The following is a 15,423-nucleotide window of genomic DNA, read 5'->3' on the forward strand; positions in this document are numbered from 1 at the left end:
CCCTAGGCGGTGGGCGGGTAGGTGATGTCGCCGACCAGCTTGGTCCCGGGGCGTTCGGCATGGAAGTCGCGGCCGATCAGGTCCGGTGCCGGCTTGGCCTTCGCGTCCGGCCGGGTCAGCGAATGCCTCTTGCGCCGGGTGACGCCGCGGATGTCGCGCTCGCGCATCACGCGGGCGACGCGCTTGCGGTTCACCCGTCGGCCCAGGCGGCGCAGTTCGGCGTGGATGCGGGGGACGCCGTAGGTGTGCCGGGAAGCGATGTGCAGCACGGTGATCTCGTGTGCGAGCGCGTCGTCGGCGGCCTGCCTGGCACGGCGGGCGGCCTCGCCCTCGCGCCACGCGTAGTAGGAAGAGCGGACGACCTTCAGTACTCGGCACAGCAGGACGATCGGGTACGTCGCCTTCTCCGTGTGGATCAACCGGTACAGCTCGCTCACCGGTCGTTGTCCTTCACGAAGAAGACTGTCGCTTTTTTCAGGATTTCGATCGTCTGCTGCTGTTCGGCGGACCTCCTTGCGCAGCCGCTTCAACTCTTCGCGCTCGGCGCTGGTCAGCTCCCCGGGGGCGCCCTCTCCCCGGTCTGCCTTGGCCTTGCGGTACCAGCCGCGCAGGGACTCGGAGCTGATGCCGAGCTCCCGGGCGACGGCGGTGACTGTCTTGCCCGAGGAGTCGACGAGCGCGATCGCGTCTCGCTTGAACTCCTCGGTGTACCGCTTCGTCTACTTGCTTCCCACCTGGTGCTACTTCCTCTGGAACCTCAAGATCCCAGTCTCCAGGTGTCCACGATCAAGGGGAAGCTTCACCCGGCACCATGTACCTCCTCGACGGATGCGAGAAGCACACCCTGCGCCCCAAGGTCGACTCACGCTTCGTCTGCGTCTTCAACCCGCCCGTCACCGGACGTGAAGACCACGACACCAACGGCGTCTACCCGCTGCTCACCGAGGAGGCCACCGCATGACCACCCTCACCACCAGCACCGCCACGCGGGGCACGCCAACACGCCCGCAGTACCGCACCCCGCACATCGAAGACGCCTACACCCTGTGGCAGATGGTCGACCAGACCGACGCTCTTGACAACAACAGCCCCTATTACTACGCCCTGTGGTGCCGGGACTTCGCCGCCACGTCCCTAGTGGCCACCGTCGAGGACGAGGTCGTCGGTTTCCTAACCGGATACTTCCGCCCTGACGAACCCGACACCTACCTGGTGTGGCAGGAAGCTGCCAAGCCACGCCACGGCATCCCGATGCTCGGGGTGCAGATCTTTGAACGCGCCGCCGACCGCGCCGTCGAACAAGGCGCTCGCTTCATCGAGGCCACCGTCTCCGCCGACAACAAGGCCATCATCATGGTCCTGAAGAAGATCGCCAAGTGGTACTCGGCCGAGGTGAACACTCGAATCCTCTTCTCGAGCGACCTCTTCCCCGGCGGGCACCACGACGAAGTGCTCTACCGAATTGGCCCACTCGCTCCCCGAGCCACCTAACGCAACACGTTGCCGCCTGAGGACAGCACCGCGCGTGTACCGCTCACTTCGTTCCCCGGAACGTGTTGCGGTACGCGCGTGGTGACACACCCAGCACTTCACGGAAGTGCTGGCGCATCGCAGTCCCTGTGCCGAAGCCGGCCCGTGCGGCGATCCTGTCCACCGGCTCGTCGGTCCGCTCCAGCAGTTGCCGCGCGAGCTGCAGCCGCTGGCCGGCCAGCCAGCGCATCGGTGTCGTCCCGGTTTCGTGGATGAACCGCCGGCTCAACGTCCGCACACTGGTCGACGTCTCACGGGCCAAGTCCTCCAAAGACAGCGGGTCGCCAAGGTGACCCAGTGCGTAGTCGCGTGCGGCGGAGGTCGAGCTGCCACCTGGCTCCGAGACCGGCTGCTCGATGTACTGCGCCTGCCCGCCCTCCCGGTGCGGGGGTACGACAGTGCGCCGGGCGACCGTGTTCGCCACGTCTGCCCCGTGGTCGCTCCGGATCATGTGCAGGCACAGGTCGATGCCGGCGGCGACCCCCGCTGAGGTCAGCACGCCCCGGTCGTCCGTGTAGAGGACATCCGGGTCGATGTCGACCTCCGGGTACAGGCTTCGCAGCTCGTCGCACGACTTCCAGTGCGTCGTCGCCCGTCGCCCCGCGAGCAACCCCGCCGCCGCGAGCACGAACGACCCGGTGCAGATCGAGGCCACCCGCGCGTCGGCCGGGACCCGCTCCAGTGCCCGACGCACCGGCTCCGCCAGCCGTCCGCGTTCCTGAGGGCCGTAGTCCTCGATGGCGGCTGGAACGAGCACCGTATCGGCGCTCTCCAGAACCTCAGGCCCGTGTTCCACGTTCACCGTGAAGTCCGCGTCCGTGGTCAGTTCGCCCGGTTCCGGCGCACACGTCACCACCGAGTACAACGGCCGGTCGTGGTCGCCGACCGCCGTGCCGAACAGCCGATGGACGATACCCAGCTCCATCGGCAGCAGACCCGGGCGGACCAGCGTGACCACCCGGTGCACCGGTTCCTCGTTCACAGCACCCATGGCCAGATCGTTTCACTACATGTCCAGCTGGCCAGTGGTTCGAGGGGCACCACCACACGAAGGATGGACCACATGGAAGAAGACACCGGACAACCTCGAACCCAGCAGGAGCACACCAGCCGTCCGGAGCCGAACCCGTATACGCAGCAAGGCTCCGAACGATCCGGAGAACGACCAGCACGCCCGGACAAGAGCCGCCACACCGATCAACGAGCACGGTGGGTCGCCGCGGTCGCCGCACTTGCCATCGTGGTCGCCGGATCCTTCTCCACGATGCCCGGCATCCTCCTCGGCCCCCTCCAAGACGAATTCCAATGGTCACGCGGCACCATCGGCCTCACCTCCTCGGTGAACATGGTCCTGTACGGGCTCACCGCACCCTTCGCTGCCGCCCTCATGGACCGGTTCGGCATCCGCCGTGTCGTCGTCGTCGCCCTGACTACCGTCGCGGCAGGCTCACTGCTGACCACGCTGATGAGCGCCTCCTGGCAGTTCATCCTCTTCTGGGGTTTCCTCATCGGCCTCGGCACCGGCTCCATGGCCATGGCCTTCGGCGCCACCGTCACCAACCGCTGGTTCACCACCCGGCGCGGCCTGGTCACCGGCATCCTCTCCTCCGGCAGCGTCTTCGGCCAGATGGTTTTCCTGCCCGCACTGGCCTGGACTATCGACCACTACGACTGGCGCCCCGCCCTGGTCACCCTCGCGCTCGCCGCTCTGGCCATCGCCCCGATCGTCTGGCTGATCCTGCGAGACCACCCTGCCGACATCGGCCAACGCCCCTACGGCAGCACCGAGTATGTCCCCAAGCCCGCACCCGTCACCGGGGTAGCCCGCCGCACCCTCACTGTCCTGCGGAACTCCGCACGCACCGCCCCCTTCTGGCTGCTCGCAGCCGCCTTCGCGATCTGCGGCGCCACCACCAACGGCATCATGTGGACCCACTTCACCCCGGCCGCCCACGACCACGGCATGGCTGTCACCACCGCGTCGACCCTGCTCGCACTCATCGGCATCTTCAACGTCGCCGGCACCATCGCCTCCGGCTGGCTCACCGACCGCATGGACGCCCGCCGCCTGCTCGCCGTCTACTTCGCCCTGCGCGGAGTCCTACTTATCCTGCTCCCCCTGACGATGGCAGCCACAGTCAGCCCGGCCATAATGGTCTTCGTGGTCGCCTTCGGCCTCCTCGACCTCGCCACGGTCCCACCCGTCATCGCCCTGTGCCGCGAGTTCTACGGCGAGGACAGCGCCATCGTCTTCGGCTGGGTCAACGCTTCCCACCAGATCGGCGCCGCGCTCGCAGCCTTCCTAGGCGGCGTAGCCCGTGACACCTTCGGCAGCTACGACCTCGTCTGGGTACTCCTCGGCGCCGCCTGCGCCGCAGCCGCACTGCTCTCCCTTGTCATCCGTCGCGCCCCCTCCACATACGCTACAACCTCGGTGCCCTTCTACCGCGAGACGGCATCATCGAGGCAGACCACAACGTGAGACCGATATCGTCCGTCGCGTTGTCCGAAGCACCGGATCGAGCTGCGTCCCGAAGCGGTCCGAAGACACACTTCTCCCCCGCATTCGGGACGTTGGCCGCCCACTGAGCGAAGATCGAGCTCCCGGCCACCTGGGCGCAGCTCACGCCTCCCGCATCAGCCTGCCGGGTCCCTGCACGGCGTGGGCGTGGCCGGTGACTTCGCCGAGCGCCAGGACCAGCCTCCCCCGGCCGTCCCGCAGTTCACCCGGCGCGTCGAGGAAGTGCGCGGGCACCTCCGACTCGTCCAGCGCCACCATCAGTACGTCGCCCTGCCGGTACACAGACGTCTCCCCTCCGCCCCGGCACCCCCTGTGCCGGTCACAGATGAAACGCTACGAGAGGGGTCTGACATTGATACTCGTAGCGGGTTCCGGTGGTCGTGGCTCAGGGTCTGACTGACGTCCTGCTGGGCTGTCCTGCGACTGTTCTGTCCGACTGCCGGGACCCGTTCTCCATGGCTCCGGCCGGGTGGAACGTGACTTGATAGGAGCTTGGCCAGAGGCCCCCTCAATGTCCTGTCTGACCCACCCGGCCGGCGTCACCTCGGGCCCGGGAAGGCAGCTGACAGGATGACCGTGACGATCGCACCCGCCACCGAACTGGATGCGGTGTTCGGCGGAGTGGACTCCCACGCGGACACGATCCATGTCGCGGTCATCACCGACCGGGGCGGCCACGTCGCCGACGCCGAGTTCCCCACCACGTCGGCCGGATACGCCGCGGCGGTCGCGTTCCTGAACGCCCACGGCACGGTGACGGCCGTCGGTGTCGAAGGGACCTCCTCCTACGGCCTGGGGTTCACCCGTGCCGACCCGGTCAGCGGGATACGCGCCCTCCACAACGCCGCACGGTCCGCCGTCAACGCCCGCACCGCCACGTGGAACCAGATCGCGCACATCCTCATCACTGCTCCGGATGACATCCGAGTCAAGTACACCGCTCTGCGCGGCAAGACACAGGTCGACGCGATCTCTCGACTCCGTCCCACGGGCGATGGACCGCGCGTCGCTCTCCTGACGGCTCTGAAGAGCCTCGCCCGCCGAGTTCAGGCCCTCAGTGCGGAACACGACGCTCTCACCACTGCCCCGGGCGCTGCCGCCACCGAGCACAACCCCGGCCTGCGTGCTGCGTTCGGTGTCGGCCCCGACACCGCGTCCCCGCTGCTGGTGACCGCCGGCGGCAACCCTGACCGCCTGCGCACGGAGGCATCCTTCGCGGCCCTCTGCGGCGTTGCACCCGTCCCCGCCTCCAGCGGCAGGACCAACCGCCACCGTCTCTCCCGGGGCGGCGACCGCGGAGCGAACTCAGCCCTCTACCGCATCGCTCTCGTCCGCGTGTCCAGCGACGCCCGCACCCGTGAATATGTCGCCCGTCAGACCGCCGCCGGACGCACCAAGAAGGAGATAATCCGCCTGCTCAAGAGGGCGATCGCCCGGGAGATCTTCCGCTACCTCACCACGCCCGTCGCCGTCCCGGACATCGCCGACCTCCGGCCCGCACGCCAGGCCAAGAACATCACCCGCACCACCGTCGCAGAACACTTCGACGTCTGGCCTGCGGTGATCTCGTGCCTCGAACGCGGCACACGCCGCGACGACGCCCTCGCAGATGCCTACCGCGACTGGCTCACCGCCGCTTAACGCAGCCACCCAACAACTCCTCGTCCCGAAGACGCCACATCATGGATGATGAGGCGATGTTCGTCCGCACCCAGAGCCTGCCGCAGACCTCGCAGCGGCCCATGACAGTTCGGGTTCATACCCCCATCGGGTCCGTGGTGGTGCTCTGGGGCGGTGCCCCGCAAGAGGCAGACGGCCAACACCTTGTCGAATGGACCGTCGACGACGACGTCCACTGGGGCCAGAACACCCGGCCGGCCCCTTCTGTCGAGGCGGGACTCCGACAGGAAGGCGACCGGGTGATCATGCGCGGCCTCCTCCACCTCACGGAAAACGGCGCCGCCCATCTACAGATGGGCCCCTGGTCCGTGCTGTTCGATCTGGCAACACCGATCCCCAGCGGCCTGGACGAGTCCTGGGTTGACATCAACGTCCGATCCGAGAGCGTCGCCCTTCACCCCTACCAAACCTGACCGGACCACCACCAGGTTCTCGGCCTCCCTTGACTACCAATAGGAGCATCAGTGGCTCACTGCGACTCGAGCCACCGTTTGAAGTACGAGGCGCTGCTGCAGGGGGAAGGCTGGTCGCACCCGGGACCGCCGCCGGAGGTGATGCCGACGACGACGCCGCCCAGGACCGCGGGGCCGCCCGCGTCGCTGTTACAGACAGCCTTCTCGCCGTTGGCCAGGCCTGCGCAGAACCTGCCCGTGGTGTCGAAGGGCGCGCCGGGTTCGCTGTAGACGCCGGCGCAGGAGATCGGTGTCACCGCCGACTCCGTCAACCGCTACCGGCGCGGCGCCCGCAAGCATCCCCGCGCCGACGTCGCCGCGAATATCGACGACGCGGTCCGGGCACGCTGGCAACCCCTGGTGCGCAAGCGCCGGCAGAAGCAGGCCGCCGCCTCGGGCGGCATCACCGTGGAGATGAGGGCCAAGTTCGGGTACTCCGCACCGGTCGGCACGACCGAAGACGGACGCTTCCGACGTCTCACCGTCCCCCTCCCACCCGCCTACGCACAACGCCTCTTCGACGCCCGTAACACCGGCGCCAGCGACCAGCAGATGCGCACAATCATCGCCGAAGGCTTCCAGGACATCTACTTCCAGGACGGCGGAAACCGCGCCCTCGGAATTTCAGACGTGGCCATCAACGACATTGACTATCTGGATCTGGACTACTAATTGCAGCCGTTTATCGCGGCATGCAGGAGCAAGTGTTGAGCCGAGGCGCGATAGTTGTCACCAAGGCAGGCGCGTTGTCAATTCGCGCCGGTGGCTGGCTCATCCGGGGGCTTGCTTCTGGCAACGCCGGTGCAGGCAAGTACTGCGGTAGCACTGGCGTTGAGGAAGAGCATGAACGTCCAGGATGTGTCTGCCGCGTTGATGCGTCCGATGCGGAGAGGCTCCTCTGCCGCCTGGAACAAGAGGTCCACGGTGGCAGCGAGAGCCAGTGTCGGCTGGCCGCGCTTCTGGGTAAGACGGAGCCGCCTCCGGTAGATGCGTGCGAGGTGGTCGGCAGGAGTAGGGCCGTCCGAGACGATGAAGGTTCCGCCGGTGATCAACGCGTCGCGTGCGGGTCCACATGCCGTGGTCTGCTCGCCGAGCATCCTGGCGAGCTCGTCGCGCGTCACGCCTCCACCTGGTGACAGAACGGCTGCTGAATGAGCGTCTGTGACAAGTAGCCTGCCTCCCAGGTGACAACCAGGGTGCTTCGACCCAGCTGTTCTGCCAGCATATTCGGCTCCACCGGTGACAACTATCGTGCTTCGGCTCAAGTGTGACTGAGCGCTTCACCTGGCGGCTGAGCGGTCGACTTGGCGGAACGAGTACTCACAGGTCCGCGCTCTGGTCGAGCCTCGCGCCTACTGCCTCCGATGCGCCCCGAGTGGTTCACGTCGGCCAGTGATCCGGCGCGGGGCTGAGCTTGTCCGTCTCGGCAGCAGGGACGACGACCACGTGTCACGATCGCATCATGGAATCTACCGAAGCTGACACAGGGCTTCCTCGTGGCATGGGAGCGCCGGCGATTCGCGCGCTCTCGCAGTCGCGGGATACAACGAGCTCAGCCAGCTCGCCGGTGCGTGCGAGGAGGAGCTGAAGGCCCTGCACGGCGTGGGCCCCAAGGCTTTGCGTGTGCTCCGCGCTGCCCTGGGGGAGCGCGGCCTCAGCTTGAGCTGACGTGAACGCCCTCCAGCATGCCCGGGTTGATTGCTTCGGTCGGCGAGTTCGGGACTGCTGCGGCGCACACATGCGGCAGGACGCCCGAAGCAGTCCGGCCCGGGGTGTTTCGGTCAGCCGGTGGTGTGCATCAGCAGTATGGCGATGTCGTCGGTGCGGGGTGTGGTGCGCAGGGCGTGCTGGAGGAGGACGTGGGCCAGGGCGTCGAGGTCGTGGGTGGGGGAGTGGGCGAGGCGGTCGGCGAGTTCGCCTACGGCGTGATCGATGTCGATGCCGGGGCTCTCAACGAGGCCGTCGGTGAAGAAGGCCAGGGTCGAGCCTGCGGGCAGCGAAATGTCCGTGGTGGTGTACTCGGCGTCAGGTGCGACGCCGAGCAGCAGGCCGGCGGGCAGGTGGAGGGCTTCGGTCTGGCCGTCGGGAAGGCGCAGCAGGGGTGGTGGGTGTCCGGCCGTGGCGAACGCGGCCCGGTGTTCGGCCAGGTCGAGGTGGGCGTAGAGGCAGCTGGCGAACAGGCCCGGGTTCAGGTCGCACATGAGCTGGTTGGTGCGGGCCAGGAGTTCGCCAGGGCGGGTGCCGGCGGCAGCTTGGGTGTGGATGGCGGTGCGTAGCTGGCCCATCAGAGCGGCCGCCTGGACGTTGTGGCCTTGGACGTCGCCGATGACCGCTGCGGCGCTGGTGGCGTCGCATCGGATCATGTCGTAGAAGTCGCCGCCGATGTCCATGCCGTGGCTGGCGGGCAGGTAGCGGGCCGCGACCCGCAGACCGGGTAGGGCGGGCAGTTCCCGGGGCAGCAGGTCGTGCTGGAGTGCGTGGGCGAGGTGGTGCTTGGCGTCGTAGAGGCGGGCCCGGTCCAGTGCTTGGGCGACCAGGCCCGCTACTGAGCTCAGAAGGTTGCGTTCGGAAGGCGGGAAGGGTCTGCTCCTGCCGTAGGACAGGACCAGGAGTCCGACGGTACGGCCGCGGATCACCAGGGGGAGGAATGCCCAGGCGTCTCTGCCGCTGTAGGCGACGGCGTCCGGGTAGGTGGACCGGAACTTCTCGAAAGTGTCGAAGAAGAGGGGCTTCTGGTCGGTCAGAGCCTTCGCAGGCGGTGTGTGCGAGGACAGGGGTTCGCCGTCGAAGCGGGCGAGGAATTCAGGATCGTAACCTCGGTGACCGACGATGCGCAGGCGTCCTCCCTCGACGGTCATGAGGACCAGGCCCGCGGCGCCGAAGACGGGAACAAGTTGGTCGGCGACCCGCTCGGTCACGTCCTGAACACCCACGGTCTCGGTCAGGCTCGCCGCCAGGTGCATCAGGTGGTAGAGCGTGGAGGCCCCGGCCGCCCCCGGAGAAGTCCGCGCGTACGCGGATTCCTCCGGGTCGCGGGACGGTGCGGACCGCATAAGGGTGATGTCGACGCTCACGCCCGTGGCATCGGGGAAGAGGCGGACAAAAAGCCTTCGCCCCGGTGCCCTCGTGGTGGTGAAGTGCCCGGGCCGGCGACCGATGACGGCTGCACGGAAACGGTCCTCGAAGGTACGCCCGCCGAACCATGCCAGGTGTTCCCACGGACGTACGCCCAGCAACTCGGCGGCCCCCGCTCCGAGGAGATCGGCCGCCGCGTCACTGACGAAGGTGATCCGGCCTTCCAGGTCCAGGGACAGCGCCCCAGGCAGTCGGGAGGCAAAATCGTGTGCGGCCATGGCCTCGGCCCGGGACGGCTGGTGGGGGCGGACCGGTTCGACCACCCGGGGACGGGTACCGGCCACAAGCGGGCGCCCCGCGTTTCCGGCGGAGCCCAGCAGCGCTCCCGCCCGTCGGCAGAAGCTGCTGATTTCCTTGCGCTCCTCCCGTCCCAGACTCGCGGGGTGCGAGGAGGGCCACAGCAGGCAGACAGCCCCCCGCACGGCATCACCGTCAGTGACAGGCGCGGCGGCTACCGCGTGTTCGGGTACGACGAGAGCGAGCCTCGGGTAATGGAAGGCCAACTGCTCCGGGCTCCCGACCCAGACACACGGCGTACATGTTCGCGATGAGATCGAACTTCATCTGCTCCCCATCGACGTGCATCCGCGCGGTGGCGGGAAACGCCCGGCCGTCGACGAGCTCAGCCTTGCTTCGGTGCACCGGAGAGGGGCTTTGCGACGGTGAGGCAGGCAGGCGTACCCGGAGTCGTGGAGGTCGTCGTTCTGCCGGCCCATGGGCCGCGGTGTGCGGTTGACGCTCCGGTGCTTGCGGCTCTTCTTCTGCTTACTTACCAGGTGGATCTCACCGACATCGACTGTATCGAGCTCAACTTCTGGCCCTGCGCACTGCGGACGGACCGGAACCCACTTGTGACTGAGCGCTTCAGTTGGCGGGTTTGAACGTTGTGGATGGCGGCCAGGTTTCCGTCAGGCGCCGCCCCAGACTGCGGCGTCCGTGCCCCACAGTCCGGGTGAGCGTGCCCAGTTCACCGGGCCTCCCTCGTACGACACCGGCGGCAGTGCGTGTCGCAGCCGGCCCATGGGGCTGTCCGTCTCGGTCAGCCGACGGCCGGTGTCAAAGCCGTCGTCCTCGTCCGAGGCGGGGGCTAGGTCGTGGACCAGCCAGTGCGCGGTCTGCGTCAGGGCCAGGCGGACCAGCCGGGTGCCGCCCGTATGGTGCTGCTCGGCGAGCGCGCGCAGTACCCCGGCCGCCAGCAGATAGCCGGTGCCGTGGTCGAGCGCCTGGGCGGGCAGCGCGCCGGGCGAGTCCGCGGAGCCCTCCAGTTCGGCGATGCCGGTGGCCACTTGGACCAGGCTGTCGAAGCCGCGCCGCTCGCGCCACGGCCCGTAGTGACCCCATGCGGACAGCTGGGCGATCACGAGGCCCGGACGGCGCCCGGCGAGCGCCTCGGGCGTCAGCCCGAACCGGTCCAGTGCGCCCGGCCGGTAACCGGTGACCACCACATGAGCCTCATCGAGCAGTTCCTCGAACATCCGGCGGCCGGTCGCGTCCCCCAGGTCCAGGGTGGTCGAGCGTTTCCCCATCCCCGTGTCGTTGTGGGCCTCCTGGCTCTCCGGCAGCTGTGGGGCGTCGATCCGCAGCACGTCCGCCCCGAGCAGCGCCAGCGTGCGGGTGGCGACCGGCCCGGCGAGCACCCGGGTCAGATCCAGGACGCGCAGCCCCGCGCACGGCAGCGCGACGGCACCGCGCATCCGTTTCGGGGCGTCGTCTAGCCGCGTCATCGTCAGCAGCGGCTGTCCCGCGACCATGGTCCCCTGCTTGCTCTTGGCCCACTCCTCGGGGCCGCGTGCCGCGACGGCCAGACCACCCGCTGCGTACACGGTCTCCTCCACCTCCAGCGCGGTACGTTCCTCGATCGCCCGCGCCACCGCCTCCGCTCCGGCATCCCCCGGCACCCCGAGGGCGGCGAGCAGCCGGGCCCGATGGTGCGGGTAATTGGCGTGCGTACGGACCCATCCGTCGGCCGCCCGCCAGAACCGGGACAGCGGCGCGAAGGTCGACCACGCATGCCCGTCGACCCGCACCAGCCGGTCGCTGAGGAACGCCGTCGCGACCGACTCGTCATCGACCCGCACCCGGGGCACGGGCCGCCCCGTGCGCACAGAAACGAGCTCGGCGGCCGCGAGCGAGCACACCGCGACGGCGGCCCGCGCCAGCTCGATCACGGGCAGCCGCGCCGGCAGCCCTCCGGACGGCCCACCGTAGGACAGCCGGTCGAGTAGAGAAGGATCGGCACCCAGTGCCGCCCAAGCCTGCGAAGCACCTGCGAAGAATGGAGAGGTCACACCCGCACTATGGCACCGAGTGCCACATACGGGAAAGGTCCCGGCCGCCACGCACCCGGCACTTGGCAAGGCCCGAGAAGCAGGCCCCTGCCAAGTGCACGCCCGACAACCACAACGCTCATCCGCTAACGACCTTGGGGGCGATAACGACGGGTGGATGTGAGGTCGCACGGTAGGTCACGTTGGTGAAAGTTCGGCTCGGACTGTTCCACGCCGCTTTGGTCGGACTCTACGGCGGAGACCGCTGCACCATTTCGGCGCTGCTGGCAGCCCCCGGCTTTGCGTGCTTGAGGCCTGTGCCTGCCCAGAACGTGATGTCGGAATCCTGCCAGCACGACCCTTGGGGACGGAGCACCATAGTTCTCGAACCCGCTCGGAAAAGGGTGCGTTCCTGTGCCCTGCGGGATGGGAATCCGCTTTCAAGAGAAGGGCAACCGTGGACCTGAAGCTTTTAGACCGAGTCGCCATCGTTACCGGCGCGTCCAAGGGCATCGGGTTGGCTGTCACCCGTTCCCTGCTGGAAGAGGGCGCCAAGGTGGTGGCAGTCTCTCGTCGGATGACGCCGGAACTGAAGGACCTCAAGGGGGCCGGCCTCCTCCATGTGTCGGCCGACTTGATGGACCCGGATACAGCGGGTCGAGTCGTCGATCGCGCGATCGCACACTTCGGTGTGCTTGACATCCTGGTGAACAACGCGGGCGGGCCGCCACCCGGCATCACCATGCCTCGCACCGGCTTCTTCGACGGTGACGACGCCGAGTGGCAGGCCATTTTCGAGTTCAACCTGTTCTCGACCGTCCGTATGATCCGCGCCGCGATTCCCCGGATGATCGAGCGCGGTGGCGGTTCCATCGTCAACGTCTCCACCGGTATGGCCCGTCAGCCCGCGAGCGTCAACATCGAGTACGGAGCCGCCAAGGCAGGACTGTCCAATCTCACCAAGGCACTGTCGGAGGAGTTCGGCCCCCAGGGGATCCGGGTCAACACAGTATCCCCGGGTGCGGTGCGGACCGCGTGGTGGACGGAGAAGGGGGGAGCCGCAGACGTCATCGCCGGAATGGCCGGCACCGACCGTGAGACCGTCCTGGAGACCATGGCCCCGCAGATGATGGGGCAGGTGACAGGCCGTCTGATCGATCCGCAAGAGGTCGCTGACGCCATCTTGCTCCTGGCTTCACCACGGTCGGCAAGCACCATTGGTGCCGACTTCGCCATTGACGCCGGGTTCCACAAGAGCTTCTGACTTACACGGGGTTGGTTCGGCCGCCGTGACGTGCGATGGGCGGCACGGGTTGGTGAGTTGTGATGCTTACCTGGGTCCGTGCGGCTGTTCGCATCCTGCCTTGTCCGGGGTCTCGCGCCCACACTTCGGCAAGTTGCTCGAAGAACTCGCCCCGCGGTGGCAGGCCGCCCATGAGTCGTTCCTGCGTGAGCGAAGAGGCGGAGATCGCAGACGTGCAGCCGGCGCGGGGCCCAAGGTGCGTCTCATCTTCATCGACCGGCTCCTGATCACGCTGGTCCACCTTCGACTCGGACTGCCCCACGCTGCCTTGGCCCAGCTGTATGGGGTGGACCGCTCCACCGTCTCCGCAGCAATCCGGACGGTCCGCCCGCTGCTGGCGACGCGCGGCTACGCAGTCCCCAACCGGCCGGGGCTACGGCTCCGCACGCTGGAGGATGTGTGCGCCTACGCCGACGCCGAGGATGTGGACCTGCGCATCGACGGGACTGAGGTACAGGTCAGACGCCCGCTCGCGGGCCGCCCCGGCCGCAAAAGCTTTCGTCTCCGGGAGGAAGAAGCAAAACACGATCAAGACCACCACCGTCAGCGACGGGCAGGGGCGCACGCTGTTCAGCGGGGTGGTGCGGCCGGGCCGGATGCACGACCAGACGGCCGTGCGTACCGAGGGCATCGCCGAGCAATTCTGCCACTATCCGAAAGTGAGGGCAGAGGTGGACGGAGGCTACCGGGGCCTGGCGAACGAGTTCCCAGCCCAGGTCAGCGCGCCGCCGAAGAAACCGAAGGACGATGCCCCGCCGGGCGAGCGGTATGCCTGGCGCGAGCAGCGGCGCCAGCAGTCTTCAGCTCGGATCTGCGTGGAGCACGCCAACGCCGAGTACAAGCAGCGGCGCCCCTTACAGCGGTTCACCGGCCGCCGCGAGACCTACACCGAGACGCACCTCGCCATCGCCGGACTGGTCTCCGACCGTTCCGCCCAGCGGCAAACCCGCAGCAAACTGAGCACCGACCTGGTGCTCGTCCGGAAAGCCACCTGCTGACCACCCACCAGCCAGCCCGTCCCGACTCAATCGCTCCCAAGGTCGTAAGTCCTCGAGCTCGTAAATCCTTCGGGGGTTGACGCAGGGTGGGACCTATCAGATCAAGGCGTGAGGTCCGGCTCGAAGAGGTTGCGTTGGCGGTGACTGTGTGGACATGCAGAAATTGAGGTGCCGGAACCGGGCGAGCATCCCTAGCCTCGGCCCCGTGGGCCTTGACCCCGGATTTTGAACACGTCTATGCGGCTTGGACCAGCGTAGTCGCTGTTGCTTGGAAGTCGTTCTCGTAGGCGATCGGGGACCGCTGACTGAGGCGGGAGTGTCGGCGTCGGGTGTTGTATCGGGTCAGCCAGCGGAAGGCGTCGAGTGTGCCTCATCCTCATTCGACCAGCCTTTGCGGCCCTTGAGTGTCTCCCTCTTGAAGGCGGCGTTGTAGCTTTCCGCGGCAGCGTTGTCCGCGCTGGTCCCGATCGCCCCCATGCTCTGCCGGACCCCTGCTGACCTGCAGGTTTCAGCGAAGGCCCTGCTCGTATATTGCGAGCAGTGATCGGTGTGCATCACCGCACCGGCCAGGCTCCCGCGGGTCCGCTCGGCGGCCGCGAGGGCGTCGATGACGAGCTCGGTTCGCATGTGATCGGCGATGGCCCACCCGGCCAGCCGTCGTGAGGCGAGATCGATGACGGTCGCGAGATAGAGCGGTTTCGCGGCAGGTATGTGATGTCGCCGACGTACTTCGTGTTCACCGCGGCCGCGGTGAAGTCACGGCCGATCAGATCCGGCGCCTTCGGCGACGCCTGGCCCCCGACGGTGGTGCTGTGTCGGCCGCGCAGACGGACCCCTGGAGCCCGATCGTCCGCATGATCCTGGCGACCCGCTTGTGGTTGACAACCTGGCCGCCCTCGTTACGGAGCTCGGCGGTGATCCTGGGGGCTCCATAAGTGCCGTCGGAGTCCTGGTGGACCTTGCGTATCCGGGCTGCAAGCCCGTCCTCGACGGTCTGCCGGACTGCCCTTGCGGCCGCGGTGCGACGCCAGTAGTAGAAGCTCGAGCGGGAGATGCCAAGGATGTCGCAGAGCCGCTTCACGCCAAACCGGCGCTGGTGGTCGTCAACGAACTGGCAGCGGTGCACCAGCGCGTCTCCGTCGCGAAATACCGGGCCGCCTTGCGCAGGATGTCGCGCTCTTCCTCCAGTTCACGGATCCTCTTCCGGGCTGCGGCCAACTCTGCCTCAACACCGTCGCCGTCGGCCTGCAAAGCGGACGTCGGTGCGGAGTGGGCGCCGGGGCGGCGCCCGTCGGCGGCCCGGATCCAGTTCCGCAGTGTCTCGGTGTTCACCCCGAGATCACCGGCGACCTACTTAATCGTCGCTTCCGGCCTCGACCGGTACAACGCGACCGCGTCCGCCTTGAACTCGGCGGGATAGTGCTTCATCCCCACGGGGACTCGGTTCTCCTGGACCATCAAGATCCAAGTCTCTCCGGTGTCCAAGATCCGGGGTCAAGGCCCCCTGCGACCTCGCCCGAGCCTTCACCGACCTGGT

General features: G+C 67.8%; 12 protein-coding genes and 5 pseudogenes. 9 read left to right on the top strand and 8 right to left on the bottom strand.

Annotated features, from left to right (window positions below):
* Positions 1 to 2: 2 nt before the first annotated feature.
* Positions 3 to 704 (bottom strand): annotated as a pseudogene (locus tag OG206_RS32175) (IS3 family transposase); the annotation flags it as partial.
* A 95-nt stretch (positions 705 to 799) separates the two neighbouring features.
* Here OG206_RS32175 and OG206_RS32180 point away from each other — a divergent pair.
* A pseudogene (locus tag OG206_RS32180) lies at positions 800 to 961 on the top strand (ectoine synthase); the annotation flags it as partial.
* A complete protein-coding gene (gene ectA, locus OG206_RS32185) occupies positions 958 to 1,491 on the top strand; it encodes a diaminobutyrate acetyltransferase (RefSeq protein ID WP_327122093.1) in 534 nt (177 codons plus the stop codon). The pseudogene OG206_RS32180 and the gene ectA, both read left to right, overlap by 4 nt.
* Before the next feature lie 43 nt (positions 1,492 to 1,534).
* Here the strand turns inward: ectA and OG206_RS32190 are convergent, their stop codons facing one another.
* On the bottom strand, positions 1,535 to 2,521 hold the full coding sequence (locus tag OG206_RS32190) for a GlxA family transcriptional regulator (protein ID WP_327122094.1): 987 nt from the start codon (positions 2,519 to 2,521) through the stop codon (positions 1,535 to 1,537).
* 72 nt (positions 2,522 to 2,593) lie between these two features.
* Here OG206_RS32190 and OG206_RS32195 point away from each other — a divergent pair, with 72 nt between their 5' ends.
* Complete coding sequence (locus tag OG206_RS32195) at positions 2,594 to 4,012, top strand: MFS transporter (protein ID WP_327122095.1); 1,419 nt, start codon at positions 2,594 to 2,596, stop codon at positions 4,010 to 4,012.
* Positions 4,013 to 4,153: 141 nt separating this feature from the next.
* On the opposite strand, the gene OG206_RS32200 is transcribed toward OG206_RS32195, so the two are convergent.
* Positions 4,154 to 4,333: a hypothetical protein gene (locus OG206_RS32200; RefSeq protein ID WP_327122475.1), complete on the bottom strand. Its 180-nt coding sequence runs from the start codon at positions 4,331 to 4,333 to the stop codon at positions 4,154 to 4,156.
* A gap of 294 nt (positions 4,334 to 4,627) precedes the next feature.
* On the opposite strand from OG206_RS32200, the gene OG206_RS32205 reads away from it, so the two are divergent.
* Complete coding sequence (locus OG206_RS32205) at positions 4,628 to 5,692, top strand: transposase (RefSeq protein WP_327122096.1); 1,065 nt, start codon at positions 4,628 to 4,630, stop codon at positions 5,690 to 5,692.
* A 41-nt stretch (positions 5,693 to 5,733) separates the two neighbouring features.
* Complete coding sequence (locus OG206_RS32210; protein ID WP_327122097.1) at positions 5,734 to 6,144, top strand: hypothetical protein; 411 nt, start codon at positions 5,734 to 5,736, stop codon at positions 6,142 to 6,144.
* A gap of 56 nt (positions 6,145 to 6,200) precedes the next feature.
* Here OG206_RS32210 and OG206_RS32215 read toward each other — a convergent pair whose 3' ends face one another.
* Complete coding sequence (locus tag OG206_RS32215) at positions 6,201 to 6,440, bottom strand: trypsin-like serine protease (RefSeq protein WP_327122098.1); 240 nt, start codon at positions 6,438 to 6,440, stop codon at positions 6,201 to 6,203.
* Between OG206_RS32215 and tpg the strand changes: the two are divergent.
* Positions 6,421 to 6,855: pseudogene (gene tpg / locus OG206_RS32220) on the top strand (telomere-protecting terminal protein Tpg); the annotation flags it as partial. The gene OG206_RS32215 and the pseudogene tpg overlap by 20 nt on opposite strands.
* Positions 6,856 to 6,932: 77 nt before the next feature.
* Here tpg and OG206_RS32225 read toward each other — a convergent pair.
* The 3 genes from OG206_RS32225 to OG206_RS32235 all read right to left on the bottom strand — a co-directional run bounded on the left by OG206_RS32225 (position 6,933) and on the right by OG206_RS32235 (position 11,606).
* On the bottom strand, positions 6,933 to 7,304 hold the full coding sequence (locus OG206_RS32225) for a hypothetical protein (protein WP_327122099.1): 372 nt from the start codon (positions 7,302 to 7,304) through the stop codon (positions 6,933 to 6,935).
* Positions 7,305 to 7,964: 660 nt separating this feature from the next.
* On the bottom strand, positions 7,965 to 9,740 hold the full coding sequence (locus OG206_RS32230) for a PP2C family protein-serine/threonine phosphatase (protein ID WP_327122100.1): 1,776 nt from the start codon (positions 9,738 to 9,740) through the stop codon (positions 7,965 to 7,967).
* A gap of 486 nt (positions 9,741 to 10,226) precedes the next feature.
* Entirely contained in the window at positions 10,227 to 11,606 is a 1,380-nt protein-coding gene (locus OG206_RS32235) for a CoA transferase (RefSeq protein ID WP_327122101.1), read from the bottom strand.
* 436 nt (positions 11,607 to 12,042) lie between these two features.
* Between OG206_RS32235 and OG206_RS32240 the strand changes: the two genes are divergently transcribed.
* The 3 genes and pseudogenes from OG206_RS32240 (at position 12,043) to OG206_RS32685 (ending at position 13,886) form a co-directional block, all read left to right on the top strand.
* Entirely contained in the window at positions 12,043 to 12,849 is an 807-nt protein-coding gene (locus tag OG206_RS32240; RefSeq protein WP_327122102.1) for an SDR family NAD(P)-dependent oxidoreductase, read from the top strand.
* A gap of 235 nt (positions 12,850 to 13,084) precedes the next feature.
* Positions 13,085 to 13,177: pseudogene (locus OG206_RS32680) on the top strand (transposase family protein); the annotation flags it as partial.
* Between the two features lie 133 nt (positions 13,178 to 13,310).
* Complete coding sequence (locus tag OG206_RS32685) at positions 13,311 to 13,886, top strand: transposase family protein (RefSeq protein WP_442805928.1); 576 nt, start codon at positions 13,311 to 13,313, stop codon at positions 13,884 to 13,886.
* A 235-nt stretch (positions 13,887 to 14,121) separates the two neighbouring features.
* Here the strand turns inward: OG206_RS32685 and OG206_RS32250 are convergent.
* Positions 14,122 to 15,320, bottom strand: a pseudogene (locus tag OG206_RS32250) (IS3 family transposase).
* Positions 15,321 to 15,423: the final 103 nt, after the last annotated feature.

This window comes from Streptomyces sp. NBC_01341, assembly GCF_035946055.1.
Lineage (GTDB): Bacteria > Actinomycetota > Actinomycetes > Streptomycetales > Streptomycetaceae > Streptomyces.

Coding starts and splice junctions, on each gene's coding strand:
- ectA (WP_327122093.1), top strand. CDS start 958: ATGACCACCCTCACCACCAGCACCGCCACGCGGGGCACGCCAACACGC.
- OG206_RS32195 (WP_327122095.1), top strand. CDS start 2,594: ATGGAAGAAGACACCGGACAACCTCGAACCCAGCAGGAGCACACCAGC.
- OG206_RS32210 (WP_327122097.1), top strand. CDS start 5,734: ATGGATGATGAGGCGATGTTCGTCCGCACCCAGAGCCTGCCGCAGACC.
- OG206_RS32190 (WP_327122094.1), bottom strand. CDS start 2,521: ATGGGTGCTGTGAACGAGGAACCGGTGCACCGGGTGGTCACGCTGGTC.
- OG206_RS32685 (WP_442805928.1), top strand. CDS start 13,311: ATGTGGACCTGCGCATCGACGGGACTGAGGTACAGGTCAGACGCCCGC.